Here is an 18,949-nt window from a genome sequence, read left to right as displayed (position 1 = left end):
GTGATTCATATGGCTGGACGGATTCCAGAAGAATTCATCAATGAGGTCCGCAGTAACGTTAATATTGTAGATATCATCAGCCAATACGTGTCACTTGAAAAGAAAGGCAAAGACTATATTGGTCTTTGCCCTTTTCATCAAGAAAAAACACCTTCTTTTACGGTTAATGAAGAAAAGCAATTTTTCAAGTGCTTTGGCTGTGGTAAGGGCGGAAACGTATTTAAATTCTTGATGTATAAGGATAATTTAACTTTCCCAGAGAGCGTAGAGCGAGTTGCGGAATTCGCTCATATTGCGATGCCACAAGGGTATGGCAATAATGGTGGGGGAAAGTTAAATCCACTTATGCGAGTGCAGAAGGATGCAGCAGAATTTTATCATAGGGTGCTATTGACAACTAAAGCTGGTGAAAGAGGGATGCAGTATGCCCAAAAAAGGCAATTGGATCAAAAAGTACTGGATCACTTCAATATCGGTTATGCTCCCAAAGAAGATAATGTTCTAATCACTTATTTGCGTGGCAAAGGCTATCAAGATGATGAATTGGCAAAAAGCGGTTTGTTTGTAGAAAGTAAAGATGGACGGCTTTTCGATCGTTTTCGTGATAGACTTATGTTTCCACTAGATAATGAGAATGGTCGAACAATTGGCTTTTCAGGTCGTCGAATTTCTGATGATAAAACAGAAGCCAAGTACATGAACAGTCCAGAAACTGAAATTTTTACTAAATCTAAAGTTCTGTTTCACTTTGCGGAAGCAAAGAAGGCAGCTAGAAGCGAACAGCACCTTATCCTTTATGAAGGATACATGGACGTAATAGCTGCTTACAAGGCTGGAATTAGTTCAGGTATTGCTTCAATGGGTACTAGTTTGACAGATGATCAAGTTTATATGTTGCGGCGAGTAACTCCAAACATTATCATCAACTACGATGGAGATCCGCCCGGTGTTCATGCTGAAGAACGTGCTGCAAGAATGTTTAATAAAGCAGGCAATTTCAATTTAGGAATTGTTGTTTTACCGGATAATTTGGATCCAGATGAGTACGTTAGAAAATACGGTGCTGAAAAATATCGAAATGAAGTAAATGGAGCTAAAACTCCAACTGAATTTTTCCTGGAAAGATTGGCTAAAAAATATAATCTAAACAATGACCGGGAAAAAATTACTTATTTGGATGAAGCAGTCAAAGAAATTGCTCAGGTTAGAAATCCTGTTGAGCGGGACATGTACATTGAGCAACTTGCCCGTAATGCACAGGTGTCGCCTGATTCGCTGAAAGCAAATTTAGCGAGAGAATTACGTAGAAATAATCGTGCTAAGAGTCATATGCGGCAGCAGGCTAATTATTCTGTTCCGATTAGTAGTGCGAATGAAATGCAGCCTTCTTATGAATCAGCAGAAACTGCAACGATTCAACAGACAGAAGGTCAAAGACATCCAAGACAAGTTAGATTGTTGTACTTATTTATTCATTCAGCACAGGCACAAAAATATCTACAAGAAGGAAACTTCCATTTTCCAGATAAAGATTTTGAAGAATTAGCTCAATTATGGATAAAATACAAAGAAACACACGATAATCCGCAAATTGATGGTTTCTTAGATTTTATTCCTGAGCAACTTCAAGGTATAATAGTAGATGCTGAAATGGCAAACATGCCAAAAGATTTTACAATTCAAGAGATTAATGAGTATGTTCAATCGTTTCAAAAGCGCAACATCTATTCCCGACTGAATGAGCTTAATAATCAATTGCAAGATGCAATGCGCAAAAAAGATAGAGACGAAGCTTTGAACATTACTCAAAAGATTATTGAATTGAAAAGGGTCTTAGGTTAATAAGGAGGCTTTTTAGTGGCAGAAAGAGAAACTACACAAAAACCATCTTTGGACAAGGTGGTAAAGCAAGTCGTTAGGGACGTAAAGAAGAAAAAGACAATTACTGAAAAGGACTTCACTGCTCGTCTGATTAAGCCTTATAATTTGCAAGGCAAGGCTGTTGACCAACTTGTACAAGAGTTTGAAGATAATGGTATCAGTATTGTTGATGAAAACGGTGATCCTTCAAAGTTAGCCTTGAAGAAACAGAAGGATGTTGAAAAGGCTGAATTAAAAGATATGTCAGCACCTTCAAGCGTTAGAATGAACGATCCAGTGCGGATGTATTTGAAGGAAATTGGACGTGTGCCACTTCTTACAGCAGACCAGGAAATTGCTCTTGCCAAAAGAATTGAAGCTGGCGATGAAGAAGCAAAACAAGAATTAGCTGAAGCTAACCTTCGTTTGGTTGTTTCTATCGCTAAGCGTTACGTTGGTCGTGGTATGTCATTCCTTGACTTGATTCAAGAAGGTAACATGGGTCTGATGAAAGCCGTTGACAAGTTCGATTATCGTCTTGGCTTTAAGTTCTCTACTTATGCAACTTGGTGGATTAGACAGGCTATTACCCGTGCTATTGCCGACCAAGCTCGTACTATAAGAATCCCTGTCCACATGGTTGAAACCATTAACAAATTGATTAGAATTCAACGTCAATTGTTGCAAGACTTGGGTCGTGAACCAACCCCGGAAGAAATTGGTGCTGAAATGAATATGCCAACTAATAAAGTTCGTGATATTCTTAAAATCGCACAAGAACCAGTTTCTCTTGAAACTCCTATTGGTGAAGAGGATGATTCACACTTAGGTGACTTCATTGAAGATAAGGATGCAACTAGTCCAGAACAACATGCTTCATACGAGATGTTGAAGGAACAACTTGAACAAGTACTTGAGACTTTAACCGACCGTGAAGAAAATGTTTTGCGTTTGCGTTTTGGTCTTGATGATGGCCGTACTCGTACTTTGGAAGAAGTAGGTAAGGTATTTGGCGTAACTCGTGAACGTATTCGTCAGATTGAAGCTAAGGCTTTAAGAAAACTTCGTCACCCAAGTCGTTCTAACCAATTGCGTGACTTTATGGATTAATGTCCAAATATATGAAAAAGACGTTAAGCATTTGCTTAACGTCTTTTTTTGCATTTTTATTGTCTGCTGGCTTTTCCTTTAGCAATATCATCCTCAATGATCTTCATTGGGTTAAGCCAAGTGCCATTGTCTTTCCAGTAGTAACGACATGGCACGCCGTGTTTATCAATATATTTCTTGTCAGTCTTAGTTACACCTAAGTGGATGTGTGAACCAGTTAAACGACCGATCTTTTGCCCTAATTTAATCTTTTGGCCCTTCTTAACGTAGATATCTGTGATGCTAAGGAATCCTTCTTGATAAATTTCAACATAGCCATCATCAGAAATTACCCAAACGAATAAGCCAAGTCCTGGAGCATATTTAACTTTGTGAACTGTTCCGGCATGGACAGCATAAACAGGAGAGTGACCTACTTCACTAAAACCAAAATCATAACCATCGTGGAAATAACTCTTCGTAGGATAGTAGCGTCTAATTACATCAGTTTCACCGAATTTTTGCCCCGACTTAAACTTTATTTTCTTTTCGTAGAGTCGTTTGAAAGGATACCCCCAGGTAACTTTATGAATTACTTTTTTCTTCTTCTTAGGCTTTTTCTTTTTAACGACTTGAGTTTGTGATCGGTTGGCATTTAAATCAATATGCCAAAGGGGTACCGAAGCAAAAATAATAATTGCAATTAAAGCAATAAAAAGCGATACTTTGCTTTCCGTTTTTTTCATCTAAAAAAGTTCATCTCGTTTTCCATCAAGCATATGTTCACTAACATTGGGATCAAAGAACACTGGTAAATCATGATCAAAATTATAAGCTAGTTTATGTTGTTTCAGCTCATCTTTAGTCATCCAGGTTAAAGTTCCTTCATCTGATGCCTTGACTGTCCCCGTAAATTTATCGGCAATATAGAAGAAAACTAAATAACGCTCATGATTGTGATCATAAAACTGTTTTACTCCAACAAGTCGTGGATGAAAAATTATTAGTCCTGTTTCTTCTTTAATTTCTCGAATAACTGAATCACTAAAAGACTCATGTGGTTCGACATGACCACCAGGAAAGGTAAGACCTGGCCAAACGGGATCGTTACGATCTAAAACCAAAATCTTATCTTTGTTTTTGATCATACACATGTTAGTTAAAGTTACTGTTTCAGTTCTTTTCAATGCAAAAACCCACTTTCTCTGTACGATTATAGCAAAACATGACTAAAAACAACTACTAAATATGCTAAAATTTGATTAAACATACTCTTTATGGAGGATTAAATGAACTTAAGATTAAATACGCTGGCAAAAATGGTTGATCCGGACAGCAAAGTTGCAGACATTGGAACCGACCATGCTTATTTGCCAATTGAATTAGTTAAATCAGGAAAAATAAAATTTGCCATTGCAAGTGATGTAGCTGAAGGTCCGCTTGAAAATGCTAAAAGTGATATTGCAGAGGCAGGTTTAAGTGACCAAATTGAAACGCGTTTAGGCAATGGCTTGGAGACTATTACTCATCAAGATCAAGTAGATACTGTTGTTATTGCTGGTATGGGCGGTAAATTAATGGTAGATATCTTAGATACAGCTTGGAGTAAAGATTTTCAATTTAAGAATTTAGTGCTTGAGCCTAATATCGGTGAAGCAGGCGTACGTAATTGGCTAATGATGCATAATTATCAAATTGTAGCTGAAAAGTTAATTGCGGAAGCAGGCCACACTTATGAATTAATTAAGGCAAGATTAACTTCAGACAAGCATGATTTAACTGAAAAAGAGATTTTCTTTGGCCCATTTATCATGCGTGAAAAAAATCCAGTCTTTTATCAAAAGTGGCAAGGGCAATTGCAATATTATGAAAAATTACTGCAAAATTTGAATAAAGCACGCAAGAAAGATGAAGACCGTATTAATGAAGTTGAACATAATATTCAACTGATTAAGGAGGAATTAAGCGATGACTAAAGTTAAAGATATAGTGGAACGCTTGAGACAAGATTTCCCAGAAGATATTGCTTCTAAGGGCGATCCTGTTGGCATGCAAATTGGTTCAATGGATGCTGATGTTACTAAAGTAATGACTACTTTAGATGTACGTCCTCAAGTAGTTGAGGAAGCAGTAAAAAAGGGTGTTAATTTTATCGTTAGTCACCACCCTGTAATGTTTAGACCAGCTCGCAATTTGGACTTTGCTAACGCTCAAAATGCAATGTATGGCAATATCATAAAAAATGGAATTACTGTTTATTCAATTCATACCAATTCTGATAAAGCTCAAAATGGTTCTGCCGATTGGCAGGCTGAAGAATTAGGCTTAAAATATGTTGAACCATTTTGCTTAGATGATGATGGTATTGCAATGGGTCGTAAAGGTAAGTTGCCTAAGCCTATGTCAGCTTATGACTTTGCTTACTATGTTAAAGATAAAATGAACATTAAGATGGCTAGACTGATTACTGCAGATAATGAAAAACAAATTTCTACTGTTGGTTTTATTTGCGGTGATGGTGGTAAATATTGGACTAGAGCTTTAGATGATCATCTAGATGCCTTTATTACTGGTGACGTTTACTATCACGTAGGTCATGATATGATTTCATCAGGCTTAACAGTAGTTGATCCTGGTCATTATACTGAAAAATTGTTTAAATATAAGGTATATGATCGTCTCAAGAAATGGAACGAAGAAAATGATTGGAATGTTGGTGTTGAACTTTCAGAAGTTTCAACCAATCCATTTCAAGATTTATTTTAGGTAGAAAGAGGACAGAGTATATGGAATACCCAAATTTATTACCAAGATTTTTAAAGTATGTAAAAGTAAATTCACGTTCAGATGAACATTCTGACCGTTTTCCTTCAACTGAAAGAGAAGAAAACTTCCAAAAGAACGTCATTATGAAGGATCTTGAAGATTTAGGTCTTAGCGATATTCACTATAACCAAAAAGCCGGTAGTGTGATTGCTGAAATTCCTTCAAACGTTGACTATGATGTTCCAGTAATGGGCTTTTTAGCACACAGTGATACTGCTGACTTTAATTCAGAAAATGTTAAGCCACAAATTCATGAAAATTATGATGGTAAAAGCAAGATTCAATTAGGTGACTCAGAATTTTATCTTGATCCCAAGGTCTTCCCACACTTGAAGAATTACAAGGGTCAAACAATCATCACTGCTTCAGGTGATACCTTGCTTGGTGGGGACGACAAGTGTGGTGTCTCTGAATTGATAACTTTTGCGGAATACTTGATGAATCATCCAGAAGTAAAACACGGAAAGATTCGTTTAGCATTTACTCCTGATGAAGAAATCGGTACTGGCGCTGAACACTTTGATGTTAAAGACTTTGGTGCCGACTTTGCCTTTACTGTTGATGGTGAAGCACCTGGTAAACTTGATTGGGGTACTTTCTCAGCAGCTCAATTTAGTCTTGATATTCAAGGCGTTAATGTTCACCCAGCGGTAGCTAAAGGTCAAATGATCAACGCTGTTCAAGTAGGTATTGATTTCCATAATCAATTACCAGAACATGATCGTCCTGAACACACTGATGGTCGAGAAGGATTCTTCCACTTGATGAGCTTTAATGGTACAGTTGATAATGCTCACCTTGATTACATTATTCGTGACTTTGAACGTGATGGCCTTGAAGAACGTAAGAACTTGGTTAAGTCAATCGTTGACAAGATGAATGCTGAATTCGGTACTGAACGCATCAAATTAAAGATGTGGGATCAATACTACAATATGGCTGATGAATTGAAGAAGCACATGGATATTGTTGATTTAGCTAGGGATGCATATAAGGCTGAGGGACTTAAGATTAATGAAGATCCTGTTCGTGGTGGTACAGATGGTTCACAATTGACTTATATGGGTCTTCCTTGTCCTAACATTTTTGCAGGTGAAGAAAACATGCACGGTCGTTACGAATACACTGTTCTTGAATCAATGTACAAGGCTGTCGATGTCATGATCCAAATGGCAGAATTAAATGCTGAAAGAGCTAAATAGTGAAACAATTTTAAACAAGCTTTGTAAAAATATATACTTTTAGATAGCCAATATTATGCATATCTTATAATGAAAGAGAGCAAATATAAGTTATTCACTAGTATTATGAACAACAAAAAGCAAGCTAATATTACTGTTAGATCAGTAATATTAGCTGTTTTTTTGTTTAAAATTCTAATTATATTGATTTGTGAAACAAAGTAAAAAATAATGCTTGAAATTTCAAAATAAAGTTAGTAGTATTATTAGTGTAATAGATAAATAATACAGTATATGCAGAAGGTGAGTTAATGGAATTCAAAGATAATATTCCTATTTATCTTCAAATTGAGCAATATTTGTATCGCCAAATCGCTTTAGGGAAGATGAAGGCCGGTGAAAAGATCCCATCGGTTAGAAAGTTGGCATTGGAATTGACTGTTAATGTCAATACTGTTCAACGTGCTTTGCAAGAAATGAATACACAAGGCATTCTTTATACTAAGCGTGGTGAAGGAAATTTTGTTACTGAAGATACGGAACTGTTGTCTAAAACAAAGCAATCCCTCATCAATAATGAGTTAGATGAATTTGTTCAAAATATGGAAAAGTTAGGCGTAAAGCAAGACGAGCTTGTTTCGACGCTTACAGATTACTTGGAGCATAGTGAGGATCATAATGAGGATCATAATGAGTGATTTATTAACTATTAAAGATTTAACTTACAAGAAGAATCAAAAAACTATTTTAAAAGACGTAGATCTAACTTTAACGTCAGGTAAAATCGTTGCCTTATTAGGTGAAAATGGGGCAGGTAAAACAACCTTAATGCGAATTATCGCTGGAGTTGCTAAAAACTATAAGGGACAGATTGATTTAGCTGGTGCAACTAAGGAAGCTGAAAGAAAGACAAAGTTATCTTTTACCGATGGTTTAACAGGCTTTAGCGATTCAACTAAGATTGTTCAGATTGTTCGTTTTTACTCTACAATTTTTCAAGATTTTGATGAAAATGAATTTGACGAATTACGCAAATTTATGAAGTTAGATCCAGATATGAAGCTTAGCCAATTATCTCGTGGTATGCGTGAAAAATTGATCATTGCTTTGACTTTTGCTCGTAAAGCAGATTTGTACTTACTTGATGAACCATTCGGTGGAATTGATGCAATGGCTCGTAAGAAGATCATTAATTCAATTATTTTATGGAAAGATGAAAAATCTACTATTTTGATTTCCGATCATTTTGTAAATGAAATTTCATCATTGCTTGATGAAGTAGTGATCGTAAAGAACCATACAGTTCTGGAACACAAGTCTGCTGATGATATTCGTCAAAATAACAAGTCAATCGAGGAATACTACGAGAGCTTTTATGCAGATGAGGATGATGAATAATGACTAGTTTTAACACATTGTTCAATAGAATGTTTCAAGAAAAAAGTAAGTCAGTTTATCTGATTTACTTGATCCAAGCCTTTGCCACCCTCTGTTTTACAATCATGATGACGGTTTCGGCTGGAGGTCATTCTCAAGAAGTAGTAGTAGGAAATGAGAGAGAATCAATTAATCCAATAGTTGAATTCTTATTCATGTTTGCGGTAATGATGTTTATGACGTCATTTATAGCAGCATTTGTTTATTGGATTGTTTCTTCTGTAAAAAATGAAAGAATAAATCGTAGTCAAACTTGGCGTTTAATCCCGATTAGTGATACTAAGTTCTTATTGAGTAACTTTGGTACAGCTTTCTTCACATACATTTGGCTGGGAATTTTAGAAATTGCTACTGTTATAGTTGCATCTTTACCTTTGCTTTTATCAAGTAAAGAAATCAAAATTGCACTTCAAAGAAGCAATTTTGACTTTAGTGCTCAAGATTGGGGTCAACTATTAGGTGGATTGTTTTTGATAATTTTACTTGGCTATGCTTGGTATGCAGTAGTTAGTCTAATTAACTTAAGTAGCAGAAGTATTATGGATTTCTTACCAAGTGGTTCAAGCAAAGTACTCGTATTCTTTGTAAGATTAGTGACAGTCATCGTAATTATTTGGCTTTTGGCTTATGCGGGAACTACATTGTTTTCAGTAATTGGTCGTTTTACGCCATTTGATTTTGGTACTGGCGATTCAGGAGTAGGTACAACACTTCTTGCATTTCTTGCTTTTGATGTAATTGTAACTTTAATCGATATCTTGCTTTTGAATAAATTTGTCGAAGCAAAGCAAAATTAATGGAGGCTGATTATGACAAGTAATAAAGCCTTATTTAAGCAAATGTTTTTGCAGAAGCGTCATTATGCTGATTTAGTTTTATTAATCCAAACTTTTGCTGTAGCGTTTATGTTCTTAATGGGGATTATTTTTAAAGGCAATGGTAATTCTGTTAATAATATGGCTAGTGGAATTTTTAGAAATGACAACATTTGGGACTTAATACTAGGACTAGGTACACTGACTACATTTTTTGCAGATGTTATCTTTTTAGGTTTAATGTGTTGGCAAAATGAAAAAATCAATTTGAGTCAGACTTGGCAGTTAATTCCAGCATCTGGCAGTAAAATCTGGATCATTAATATTATTTCTAGCATAGTAGAATGTGCCTATATCTTTGTTATTCAAGTCGTAATTGGAATGATCGTTGTTATTATTGATAGTTATAGTCACAATATTAATCCATTTGTAGGTACAAGTTTTGGCGCTAATATTTCTTTCGGCGAAACAGTTTGGGCTTTTGTTGAAGAATTATTAGCTTTGGTTGGACTAGTTTTAATTATTTTTGCTTTTGTTAGCTTGACCAACTTTTTAACTAGAACTATTGCTGATCAGTTGCCAATGAAGAATACTACAGGAGTTAGATTAGTCGTAATGGCTATCTTGGTAATTGTTGGTGTAATTATTGCATTGCGAATCAATGATCAAATATTAACTATGTATACTAATCATTTATTTACTCGAGCAAATAAGGCTATTGATGTAGATACTTTGGGAATTTCTACACTAGAATATTGGATTGGCGCAATTTTATTAGGAATTATCAATTGTCTTCTTATTCAAAAATTTGTTGAGCCTAAAATTGTTAATCGTTAGAAAGGGATGAATGATTTGACTAGTTTTGGTAATCTTTTTAAACAAATATGGGTACAGAAGAGTAGGTACATCTATCTGTTTTTCATCATTAATTTGTTTACAATAGTATTTATTTCATTATTTGCTTGGGGAACAGGAAATTATGATTTAACTTTCTTTTATACATCGACTCATAATTTAGGCAATTTTTGGCGTTATAATATTGCCACTTTAACTATTTACTTTGATATTGCTTTTTTTGCAGTTACTTGTTGGCAAAATGAAAAGATCAATATGAGTCAAACATGGCATTTAGCTGCCGCAGATGAAGGTAAAACTTATTTAGCTAATGTTTTTAGTAGTTTATTAGCGTGTGGTGTTTTCTTCTTATTGCAACAGATTGTTAATATCTTCTTACTTATTCCTACTATGGGGGCTAATAGTATAGCAGAGGCCTTTAGTCAATTTGGGTTATCTCCTTATACTCCTAACGTACCAGGAATTAATGTATCGTTTGAATTTTATTGGCTCTTTATAGTATTAATTATTCTTTTCATTTACTTCTTCGTAAGTTTTACCAACTTTTCCTCAAGAATTATTTCAGATGAATTACCTGTAAAGAGTACCTTATGGATTAGATTACTGATCATTGCAATTTTAGTAATTGTAGCAGTATATGTTGGTTCAATTGTCTTTTCGCATTTGCAAAACTTTGTGGATACTAATAGATCACTTCAAACATATGATCCAATTTGGCTAGATGATATTTTGCTGTTAGTAATGAGCTTAGTATTTGGTTTATGTGATATCTTGTTTGTTAAAAAATGGGTTGAACCTAAAATTGTAAATAGATAAGAAAGAGCAATCGTTAATTGATTGCTTTTTTCTTGCTATAATTATTTCGAGGTGAAAATTATGAAGGAAGAATCGCTTTTTTCCTTAGCCAATGAAAACGAAAATACACCATTAGCTGACCGCGTTAGGCCGCAGAACCTATCTGAATTTGTCGGGCAAGATGATTTAATTGGTCCAGGTAAAATACTGCGTGAGCTAATCGAAAAAGATAGGGTGCCTTCATTAATCTTATGGGGGCCACCTGGGACGGGGAAGACGACTTTAGCAGAAATTATTGCCCAACAAACTAAGGCACATTTCATTACTTTTAGTGCCGTGACTTCATCGATTAAAGATATTCGAAAAATTATGGAAGAGGCGGAACAGAATCGTCAATTTGGTGAGAAGACCATAGTATTCATTGATGAAATTCACCGCTTTAATAAAGCACAGCAAGACGCATTTTTACCCTTTGTAGAACGTGGAAGTATTACCTTGATTGGTGCCACAACAGAGAATCCATCTTTTGAGGTCAATTCAGCTTTACTTAGCCGTGCGAAAGTATTTGTACTTCATTCTTTATCGACTGATGATATTATTCATTTATTAAAAAATGCAATCAAAAATCCCGCAGGTTTCCATGGATTAGATGTTGAAATCTCTGTTGAAAATTTGCGTATAATTGCGGAGTTTGGCAATGGGGATGCTCGTAGCAGTTTGAATACACTGGAAATTGCTGTTTTGAATGGCAAAAAGACAGGGAAAAAGGTTGTTGTAGACGAAAGCATTTTAAATCAGTTAATTAACACTAAATCTTTACGCTACGACAAAAAAGGCGACGAACATTATAATTTGATCTCGGCTCTACATAAATCGATGCGTAATAGTGATGTTGACGCAGCAGTCTATTGGGTTAATCGTATGCTGGATGGCGGTGAAGACCCATTGTATATTGCTCGTCGTTTAGTGAGATTTGCTAGTGAAGATGTTGGACTAGCGGATACCAATAGCTTAAACGTAGCAATTAATACATTCCAGGCTTGTAAATTTATTGGAATGCCAGAATGTGGTGTCCATTTAACCGAATGTGTAATTTATTTAGCTTGTACGCCAAAATCAAATTCAGTTTATGTTGCACAGCAAGAGGCAGAAAGGGCGATTAAGAAGACTGGTAATTTACCTGTACCTCTTCAAATTAGAAATGCTCCAACCAAGCTAATGAAGGACTTGAATTATGGCAAAGATTATCAGTACGCCCAAGATGCTCCAGATAAATTGACTAATATGAGAACTATGCCACCAGAACTTGAAGGTAGTCAATTTTATTATCCAAATGAGCAGGGCAATGAGATTCGTTTCAAGAAAAGAATTGAGCAGATTGAAGCTTGGCACAAGAAAAATGGATAAGAAAAAAGCCTCATTTCACATGGAGAATGAGGCTTTTTCATACATCTATAACTAATTAAGCATTGGCAGACATGTAATCGTAGAGCTGGTTAACTTCTTCAGCAGTGAATGAACCTTCACCAGTTTTCATAGCGTGAACTTTTTCAACTGAAAGGTGGCTAGCAAAAGCCAAATCAGTATCATTTACATGGTGCTTAACTTGAAAATCAATAATTGCATCTGTTAATTCTTCTTGTTGTTCATTCATAATTATTTCTCCTTACACTTCAATTTTAACCAAACTGTCTATAAAAATAAAATTTTTAGCTAATTAAAATGTTTTCCATTGGTTGAATGGCCAATAACGGAAGACAACTTTACCAACAAGAGCACTTCGTTTAACAAAACCGAAGTACCGTGAGTCTTTAGATACATCTCTGTGATCACCCATTACAAAATATGAATTCTTTGGCACTCGTTCTTTTAAAGTGAAGTTATTGGTATAAAGCTCGCCGAGCTTATGAGCTTGTCTTTCATAACTGTTGTTTAAATAAGGTTCAGGTGTACGCTTACCATTGATGTAAAGCTTATCGTTTTTAGAAGTAACCATATCACCAGGAGTACCAACTACACGCTTGATATAGAGCGCACCTTTTTGATCCGGAGCTTTCAAAATCACGATATCATTTCGCTTAGGAGTGAAATGGCGTACCGCAATCAAACGATCACCATTTTCAAAAGTAGGTTGCATCGATGGTCCTGAGACTGTTTCATTAGATAGGAAAAAGCTAAAAATAAAGTAGTAAATTCCCATCAAAATTGCAAACATAATAATGATGTCGAGAACAAATCGACTAATGCTCTCGTCATCATTTCTCTTTTTGGTATTTTCTGCCATAAAAATTCTCCTTATTTTACCTACTATTTTTATTATAACTGATTTCTAGTGCTTTGAATGTTAAAATCATTAAGTAGGTGTAAAGATATGACAGAATATATAACAAAACTTAATCAACTTGATCTAGAAATAGACAATGATATTGTTCATAATCAAGTTAATGAGATAAAACAAATTGATAACTACATCAAAAGTAAAAAGCCATTACCTGAAGCACCAGCTAGGTTGGGGTTGTTGCCAGATCAATTTGAAGATGTTTTGATGGAAATTGGTGAAAATAAGCGAAGTAGTCTAACAACAATTAACAATTTATTTAATAATTGTAGGCAATATTTGTCTTTAGAATATGGCATCTGGTCTGTTGCCAATCTTAAAACTGCGCATTTGATTAAAGAAAAGCTCGCTATCAATAAGGCACTAGAAATTATGGCAGGTAATGCTTATTGGTCTAAAGCGCTGGAAGCAGCCGGAATTGAAACAATTAGCACAGATTCTTTAGAATGGGCTAAGACTTCTAAAACTGGTTCAGAGCCATTTCATCAGGTACTGGATATGCCAGCTGCTCAGGCGATAGAAAAATATCGCGATGTTGATTTGATTCTGTGCTCTTGGTCGCCTAATTTTGGTCAAGGCGATATCGAGACAGTTAATGCTTGGCAGAAGTATAATAAATCAAGTCACTTATTATTTATAGGAGAACAAAATGGTGCGACGAACTCTCAAGAGTTTTGGGATCATTCTTGGCTTAAGAAAACACCAGAATTAGCTGAAATAAACCATTCGTTTAAGAGTTTTGATTTTATTAATGAACAGATATTTGAAATAGATAATGAATTTTAAAAAGATTTTTTTGCTTTTCATTCCACTGTTAGCATTCCTAGGAATGGGAACGATGCTATCTAATATTGACTCTGGTCATGCGGATGAATTGCTTGAAGCACATGGACTAACAAATAATACACGCTATTTTAGAACTAGTAACAATGAAAGCATTAGTTCATTTTTACGCTACTTAGATAAATACTATGCAAATCACCAATTACAGCTACACCTTGATAGTAAATATGAGAAAAAGCAGGTTTTAGTATGGGCTAACCATACAGTTAAAAGTCTGCCTACAGAAGAGGGACGCTACTTTTCTCCAGATGATTTTAAGGGTAAAGTTTCTTTTGCAGTTTTAGGGCCAGCAACTAATGTTAATTTGTTAGATGTACAAAATAATAAATATGTTGTTTTGGGGCAAAACTATTACTCCGTAATCGGCGAATTTAAAGACTATCCCCAAGTAGAAATGGATAAATATTATTTAAGTACTGGGTTGATCAACCAACAGCCAAAGATCAACTAAAAAATTACCGCATAGTAATTGATGGTGCACCTAATGTCATTGAAAGAGTTGCACAACATTATCATGCTCGATTGCATGTGCCATCCTTTGTAAAGAAACACCATCGTGATCGTTGGTCAGTTGTGCCATATATTCTGATGTTGCTTGGCGCAATGTTATTTGGTATTGGTGGAAATGTATTACTTGCTACTTTGATTAAGCGACAAGCTAAATTAACTCATTTACATGGGGTTTTACTACGTAATTGGGTAATCAATCAGAGTGTGCGTTTATTTCTGATAGAGGGCGCTTTAGGTATCTTTACGTACATCTTTTTGAAATACCATGCTTTTTATTCTGCAGATAGTTCACTTGTTATTATGCTGATAGCTAGTTGGATCATCTTTGTTGTTGCATTTTGCATGACAGTTTATTTCTTAGTGAGAAAGGATAGAAAAATTGTTAAACCTGCCAAAAGACTTTAAAGATAAATATCGCGATTTACTTGGTGATGAACAAGCAGAAAAGATGTTTTCTGCAATGGATGAAAATAGTAAAAAAGCTTTTAGAGTAAATACTTTAAAAAATAAAACGCCTATTTCATATAGTTTGGACAATCCAGTACCTGAAATTGATCATGCTTATTATGGAGAAATCAGTGGTGAAGACTCAGAATGGGTGAGTGGCTATGTCTATTCTCAAGATCCAGCAGCAATGTTTCCTGCAGCCATTAGTACTGTTAAAACCGGTGAAAAAGTCTTGGATCTTTGTGCTGCCCCAGGTGGTAAGACTACAGCTTTAGGTGAACAATTAAAAAATAAAGGCTTGCTGGTCGCAAACGAAATTTCAGTATCAAGAGCTAGAATTTTACGTGAAAACGTTGAACGCTGGGGTATCAGTAATGCTTTAGTTACAAATGAGACACCAGAGAATTTAGCAGAAGCTTTTCCAGACTTTTTTGATGTAATCTTGGTTGATGCGCCATGTAGTGGAGAAGGGATGTTTAGAAAGAATCCAGAAGCCATTGATTATTGGTCACAGACCTATGTATTGACTTGTGCGCAACGTCAAAAAATGATTTTAAACGAAGCTGTAAAAATGCTTAGACCAGGTGGTCGTTTAATTTATTCAACTTGTACTTTTGCACCAGAAGAAGATGAAAAAATCGTTGATTGGTTGACTAAAGAATATGATTTTTCTATTTTAGATAGCCATATTAAAGATGATCGAATTAGTACAGGACGTTCCGACTGGGGCAATGATAATCCTGATTTAGTTAAGACCTTGCGTTTCTGGCCACAAGATGGGGTTGGTGAAGGTCAATTTGCGGCAATTTTACAAAAGCCGGGCAAGGTAGAAGAAGCCACTAAGAAAAAGCGTAAGAACAAGAAAAACAAGCGCGATACGCTGCGTTTAACTAAGAATGAACAGGAATTAGTTGGCCAAGTAATAGATAAATTTAAGTTACCTGAAGAATTAGCTGATTGGCGTAAAAAGGCGTTAGTAAGCAATGACCATGTTTTTGTCCCAGCGATTGAATTTACTGGCAAAACTAAACTGCACATTTTGAATAATGGCGTAGAGCTTGGTGTTTTGAAGAAAAAGAGATTTGAACCAGGACATCAATTGGCTGAAGTTTTAGGACAAGTAAAGCAAGAACGAGTTATTGATTTAGCTGATGATAAAGAATACCAGGATTATTTGCATGGAGAAACCATCAAGGTAAAAAGCGACTTACGTGGTTTTGTGTTAGTGAGCTACAAGAATATGATTTTTAGTTTTGGTAAAATTGCCGGTAATCAAGTATTGAAGAACTTTTATCCAAAGGGATTGAGAAAATGATTAAATTAATTGCGACAGACATGGATGGAACATGGCTGAATGATGATAAAGACTATGATCGTGAACTTTTTAAGCGTGAATTTCAAGAAATGCGTAAACGCGATATCAAGTTTGTAGTGGCAAGCGGTAATCAATATGCCAATTTGATGACACGTTTTCCTGATGTGGTCGATCAAATCTACTTTGTAGCTGAAAATGGCGCACTAGTAGCTCAAGGAAAACAAATTTTGCATGTTGATGCTTTGAGTGATGACTTGTATCAAACATTGCTTACAATTACGGATGAATATGATTATCCAGCAATTGTAATGGGATTAGTCAGTGCATACGTCAAAAAGAGTAATAATCCTGCTTATGTTCAAGAAATGAAAAAATATGTTGAACATTTGGAAGTAGTAGATTCATTTGATGAAATTGATGATCGTATTTTCAAAATTAGTTTGACTGTTCCAGAAGATAAAATGCCAGTAGTGTTAGAACAACTAAAGCAAAAATATCCTGAGATCGGCTTTGTCTCTGGTGCGGCTGATTCGATTGATATGCAAACAAAGGGCATGAATAAGGCAGTAGGTCTTGAGTATTTGAGTAAAAAGTTGGGTATTAAGCCAGGTGAGATGGTTGCTTTTGGCGATAGTGGCAATGATGTAGGGATGCTTAAATATGCAGGACGCAGTTATGCGACGGCTACAGCATTAAAAGAAGCAAAAATGGCAGCTGATCAAATTATTGGGTCAAGTAATGAGAATGCAGTGCAAAAAGAAATTCTACGTTTACTTGATCTAGATTAAAATATTTTTGATTATGTAAAATAAAACAGTAGATGGCTTAACATCTGCTGTTTTTAAATTTATGTTGGCTAATTATTTTTCATCATCGAAAGGATATTTCATACCCCATGAAGTTCTCACGCTAGTCAAAATGTGGGCGATATCATGGGACATTTGAAGTTGACCATCGTCATGACCTTGATCGATGTATCTTTGCATGTCTTGAACTTCGTATTCTAAGGCCTTGTCGCTGTCACCAACGGTCATCTTGTCATGCTTTTCTTCATGAGCACTAGCAGTATAAGTAATATCTGCTTCAGTAGCACGAGGGTATTGATTAATTTCAACATAACCTTTAGTACCTGAGACAACACCACGTTTAGGTTGCTTAGCTCTCATAGACAATGCCATAACTACCATTTGATCTTTGGTATTCTTCATAATGATGCCTGATTGTTCATCTACACCAGTTTCAAAGAACTTTACTGTAGTAAGGATGCTTTCAGGACTTTCGTCTAAGAATGTTCTAGCAAAAGCAGTTGCATAGCCACCGATATCGAGCAAAGCACCACCAGCTAAATCCTTGTTAAAAAAACGATTCTTTGGATCGTAATCTTTTAAGGAACCAAAGTTAACTTGAATCATTTTAATCTGACCTAATTTACCAGCCTGGATTAAATCAGTTACCTTTTTATAAATAGGCATGTGATAAAGGGTAAATCCTTCGGTTAAAATTAAACCTTTTTCTTTAGCTAACTTGTCTACTTCATCAAATTGACGTGCATTAACAGTGATTGCTTTTTCACAAAAGACATGTTTACCAGCATTCAAAGCCTTCTTGATGTATTCGTAGTGGAAGGTATGTGGAGTAGCAATGTAAATGATATCGATATTAGGATCGGCAATCATTTTATCAGGGTCAGTATAAATTTTCTTAATGTGCTTTTCTGCCGCAAATTTCTTAAGCATTTCTTTGTTAACATCTGCTACTGCGTAAACTTCGCCGTTAACAGTATTTAATGCATCGGCCATTTCATGTGCGATCCAACCTGTACCAATCATTCCCCAGTTATATTTTGTCATTTTAAATCACCTTTCTTTAATTCAATTGCTTCATTATTTTCATTTGTAGTAATTAGCAAAGTAACCAAGTCTTTGAAATAGGAGTTAGCTACCACGCCATTTTGTTAGAGACGATCTTATCGATGTCATTCCATGTAGAAGAAAATGCATCTACGAGTAAATTGCCTTGCGGACTTCTAGCTAAAGCAGCTACTTTAGTGCCTTGACAAATTTCCATTTTTAAGTCCATAGACTCACCAGTCTTGATTACTTGTTTTACTACTGGTGGAGCAATTTCAATACATAAAGGAACCTTATTTGATAGTTCTTTTTGAATTCTCTCAGCAGGTAACAATAATACGTATTCGTCACTCATCTGGGCAGCTATTTTTTCATATAAATGAATACCGCCGCCACTTTTTAGAGCGTTGAAATGATAATCAACACTGTCGCAGCCATCGAAAGCTAAATCAATGTGACCAATAGTCTCTAAGGAGTCAACTTGCAATCCAATTGCTTGGCAATTTAGTCTGGTTAGTTCTGAAGGAGAACAAAGTTGAATATCTAATTGTGCATGTCTAATCGCCTGAGTTAGATTGAACACATTGTGGCCACCACCTAGCTAACGGTCATGCCATTTTTTATTTTGCTTAATGCTAGTTCACTAATCGTAGTAATAAGGAACGTCTCGTAAATTATTTTCATTAGTTAATTGCTTTTGTAATTAATTTACATAGATAATAATATTATGAAAACGATTTACAGTCAATAAAAATATTTACATTTTTAAAATTTATGTGAAAATTATT

The 18,949-nt window shown here is 35.4% G+C and carries 20 protein-coding genes and 1 pseudogene; 15 read left to right on the top strand and 6 right to left on the bottom strand.

Annotated features, from left to right (window positions below):
- Positions 1–9 precede the first annotated feature (9 nt).
- Both dnaG and rpoD read left to right on the top strand, forming a co-directional pair.
- Positions 10–1,842 (top strand): DNA primase, encoded by a 1,833-nt coding sequence (gene dnaG, locus JCM1039_RS03335; protein WP_025014656.1) that lies wholly within the window; start codon positions 10–12, stop codon positions 1,840–1,842.
- Positions 1,843–1,857: 15 nt separating this feature from the next.
- A complete protein-coding gene (gene rpoD, locus JCM1039_RS03330; protein WP_025014655.1) occupies positions 1,858–2,970 on the top strand; it encodes an RNA polymerase sigma factor RpoD in 1,113 nt (370 codons plus the stop codon).
- A 56-nt stretch (positions 2,971–3,026) separates the two neighbouring features.
- Here the strand turns inward: rpoD and JCM1039_RS03325 are convergent, their stop codons facing one another.
- Together JCM1039_RS03325 and JCM1039_RS03320 are read right to left on the bottom strand one after the other, a co-directional pair.
- Positions 3,027–3,695, bottom strand: coding sequence for a M23 family metallopeptidase (locus JCM1039_RS03325; RefSeq protein WP_025014654.1), 669 nt, complete (start codon positions 3,693–3,695; stop codon positions 3,027–3,029).
- Positions 3,696–4,136, bottom strand: a complete 441-nt coding sequence (locus JCM1039_RS03320; protein ID WP_025014653.1) for an 8-oxo-dGTP diphosphatase — start codon at positions 4,134–4,136, stop codon at positions 3,696–3,698. It abuts the gene before it with no gap.
- 102 nt (positions 4,137–4,238) lie between these two features.
- Here JCM1039_RS03320 and JCM1039_RS03315 point away from each other — a divergent pair, with 102 nt between their 5' ends.
- From JCM1039_RS03315 to JCM1039_RS03275, 9 genes are all read left to right on the top strand, one after another.
- Positions 4,239–4,925 (top strand): tRNA (adenine(22)-N(1))-methyltransferase, encoded by a 687-nt coding sequence (locus JCM1039_RS03315; protein ID WP_025014652.1) that lies wholly within the window; start codon positions 4,239–4,241, stop codon positions 4,923–4,925.
- On the top strand, positions 4,918–5,715 hold the full coding sequence (locus JCM1039_RS03310; RefSeq protein ID WP_025014651.1) for a Nif3-like dinuclear metal center hexameric protein: 798 nt from the start codon (positions 4,918–4,920) through the stop codon (positions 5,713–5,715). Before JCM1039_RS03315 ends, JCM1039_RS03310 begins: the two co-directional genes overlap by 8 nt.
- A gap of 20 nt (positions 5,716–5,735) precedes the next feature.
- On the top strand, positions 5,736–6,977 hold the full coding sequence (pepT, locus tag JCM1039_RS03305; RefSeq protein WP_025014650.1) for a peptidase T: 1,242 nt from the start codon (positions 5,736–5,738) through the stop codon (positions 6,975–6,977).
- A 290-nt stretch (positions 6,978–7,267) separates the two neighbouring features.
- Positions 7,268–7,654 (top strand): GntR family transcriptional regulator, encoded by a 387-nt coding sequence (locus JCM1039_RS03300; RefSeq protein ID WP_025014649.1) that lies wholly within the window; start codon positions 7,268–7,270, stop codon positions 7,652–7,654.
- Positions 7,647–8,354: an ABC transporter ATP-binding protein gene (locus tag JCM1039_RS03295; RefSeq protein ID WP_025014648.1), complete on the top strand. Its 708-nt coding sequence runs from the start codon at positions 7,647–7,649 to the stop codon at positions 8,352–8,354. The genes JCM1039_RS03300 and JCM1039_RS03295 overlap by 8 nt, the downstream gene beginning before the upstream one ends.
- On the top strand, positions 8,354–9,190 hold the full coding sequence (locus JCM1039_RS03290; protein ID WP_025014647.1) for a hypothetical protein: 837 nt from the start codon (positions 8,354–8,356) through the stop codon (positions 9,188–9,190). The genes JCM1039_RS03295 and JCM1039_RS03290 overlap by 1 nt, the downstream gene beginning before the upstream one ends.
- 12 nt (positions 9,191–9,202) lie before the next feature.
- The gene (locus tag JCM1039_RS03285) at positions 9,203–10,045 is read left to right on the top strand and encodes a hypothetical protein (RefSeq protein WP_025014646.1); all 843 of its coding nucleotides are present in this window, start codon (positions 9,203–9,205) and stop codon (positions 10,043–10,045) included.
- A gap of 6 nt (positions 10,046–10,051) precedes the next feature.
- Positions 10,052–10,879, top strand: a complete 828-nt coding sequence (locus JCM1039_RS03280) for a hypothetical protein (protein ID WP_034532915.1) — start codon at positions 10,052–10,054, stop codon at positions 10,877–10,879.
- A 60-nt stretch (positions 10,880–10,939) separates the two neighbouring features.
- Positions 10,940–12,265: a replication-associated recombination protein A gene (locus JCM1039_RS03275; protein ID WP_025014644.1), complete on the top strand. Its 1,326-nt coding sequence runs from the start codon at positions 10,940–10,942 to the stop codon at positions 12,263–12,265.
- A gap of 55 nt (positions 12,266–12,320) precedes the next feature.
- Here JCM1039_RS03275 and JCM1039_RS03270 read toward each other — a convergent pair whose 3' ends face one another.
- A complete protein-coding gene (locus JCM1039_RS03270; RefSeq protein WP_025014643.1) occupies positions 12,321–12,512 on the bottom strand; it encodes an LBP_cg2779 family protein in 192 nt (63 codons plus the stop codon).
- Between the two features lie 63 nt (positions 12,513–12,575).
- Positions 12,576–13,142, bottom strand: a complete 567-nt coding sequence (gene lepB, locus JCM1039_RS03265) for a signal peptidase I (protein WP_025014642.1) — start codon at positions 13,140–13,142, stop codon at positions 12,576–12,578.
- An 87-nt stretch (positions 13,143–13,229) separates the two neighbouring features.
- Between lepB and JCM1039_RS03260 the strand changes: the two genes are divergently transcribed.
- The 4 genes and pseudogenes from JCM1039_RS03260 (at position 13,230) to JCM1039_RS03245 (ending at position 17,099) form a co-directional block, all read left to right on the top strand.
- Positions 13,230–13,982, top strand: coding sequence for a hypothetical protein (locus JCM1039_RS03260; RefSeq protein ID WP_025014641.1), 753 nt, complete (start codon positions 13,230–13,232; stop codon positions 13,980–13,982).
- Positions 13,972–14,954: pseudogene (locus JCM1039_RS10525) on the top strand (ABC transporter permease). Before JCM1039_RS03260 ends, JCM1039_RS10525 begins: the two are co-directional and overlap by 11 nt.
- A complete protein-coding gene (locus JCM1039_RS03250) occupies positions 14,929–16,311 on the top strand; it encodes an RsmB/NOP family class I SAM-dependent RNA methyltransferase (RefSeq protein ID WP_025014640.1) in 1,383 nt (460 codons plus the stop codon). Before JCM1039_RS10525 ends, JCM1039_RS03250 begins: the two are co-directional and overlap by 26 nt.
- Entirely contained in the window at positions 16,308–17,099 is a 792-nt protein-coding gene (locus tag JCM1039_RS03245) for a Cof-type HAD-IIB family hydrolase (RefSeq protein WP_025014639.1), read from the top strand. The genes JCM1039_RS03250 and JCM1039_RS03245 overlap by 4 nt, the downstream gene beginning before the upstream one ends.
- Positions 17,100–17,171: 72 nt before the next feature.
- Here JCM1039_RS03245 and JCM1039_RS03240 read toward each other — a convergent pair whose 3' ends face one another.
- The gene (locus JCM1039_RS03240) at positions 17,172–18,161 is read right to left on the bottom strand and encodes a Gfo/Idh/MocA family protein (RefSeq protein WP_025014638.1); all 990 of its coding nucleotides are present in this window, start codon (positions 18,159–18,161) and stop codon (positions 17,172–17,174) included.
- 88 nt (positions 18,162–18,249) lie between these two features.
- Positions 18,250–18,744 carry a ribose-5-phosphate isomerase A gene (locus JCM1039_RS10520; RefSeq protein WP_244438035.1) on the bottom strand — a complete coding sequence of 165 codons (495 nt, stop codon included), beginning with the start codon at positions 18,742–18,744 and terminating at the stop codon, positions 18,250–18,252.
- Positions 18,745–18,949 lie beyond the last annotated feature (205 nt).

Source organism: Lactobacillus kitasatonis DSM 16761 = JCM 1039 (genome assembly GCF_000615285.1).
GTDB classification, from domain to species: Bacteria; Bacillota; Bacilli; order Lactobacillales; family Lactobacillaceae; genus Lactobacillus; species Lactobacillus kitasatonis.
This window is presented reverse-complemented; position numbering and strand designations above follow the sequence as displayed.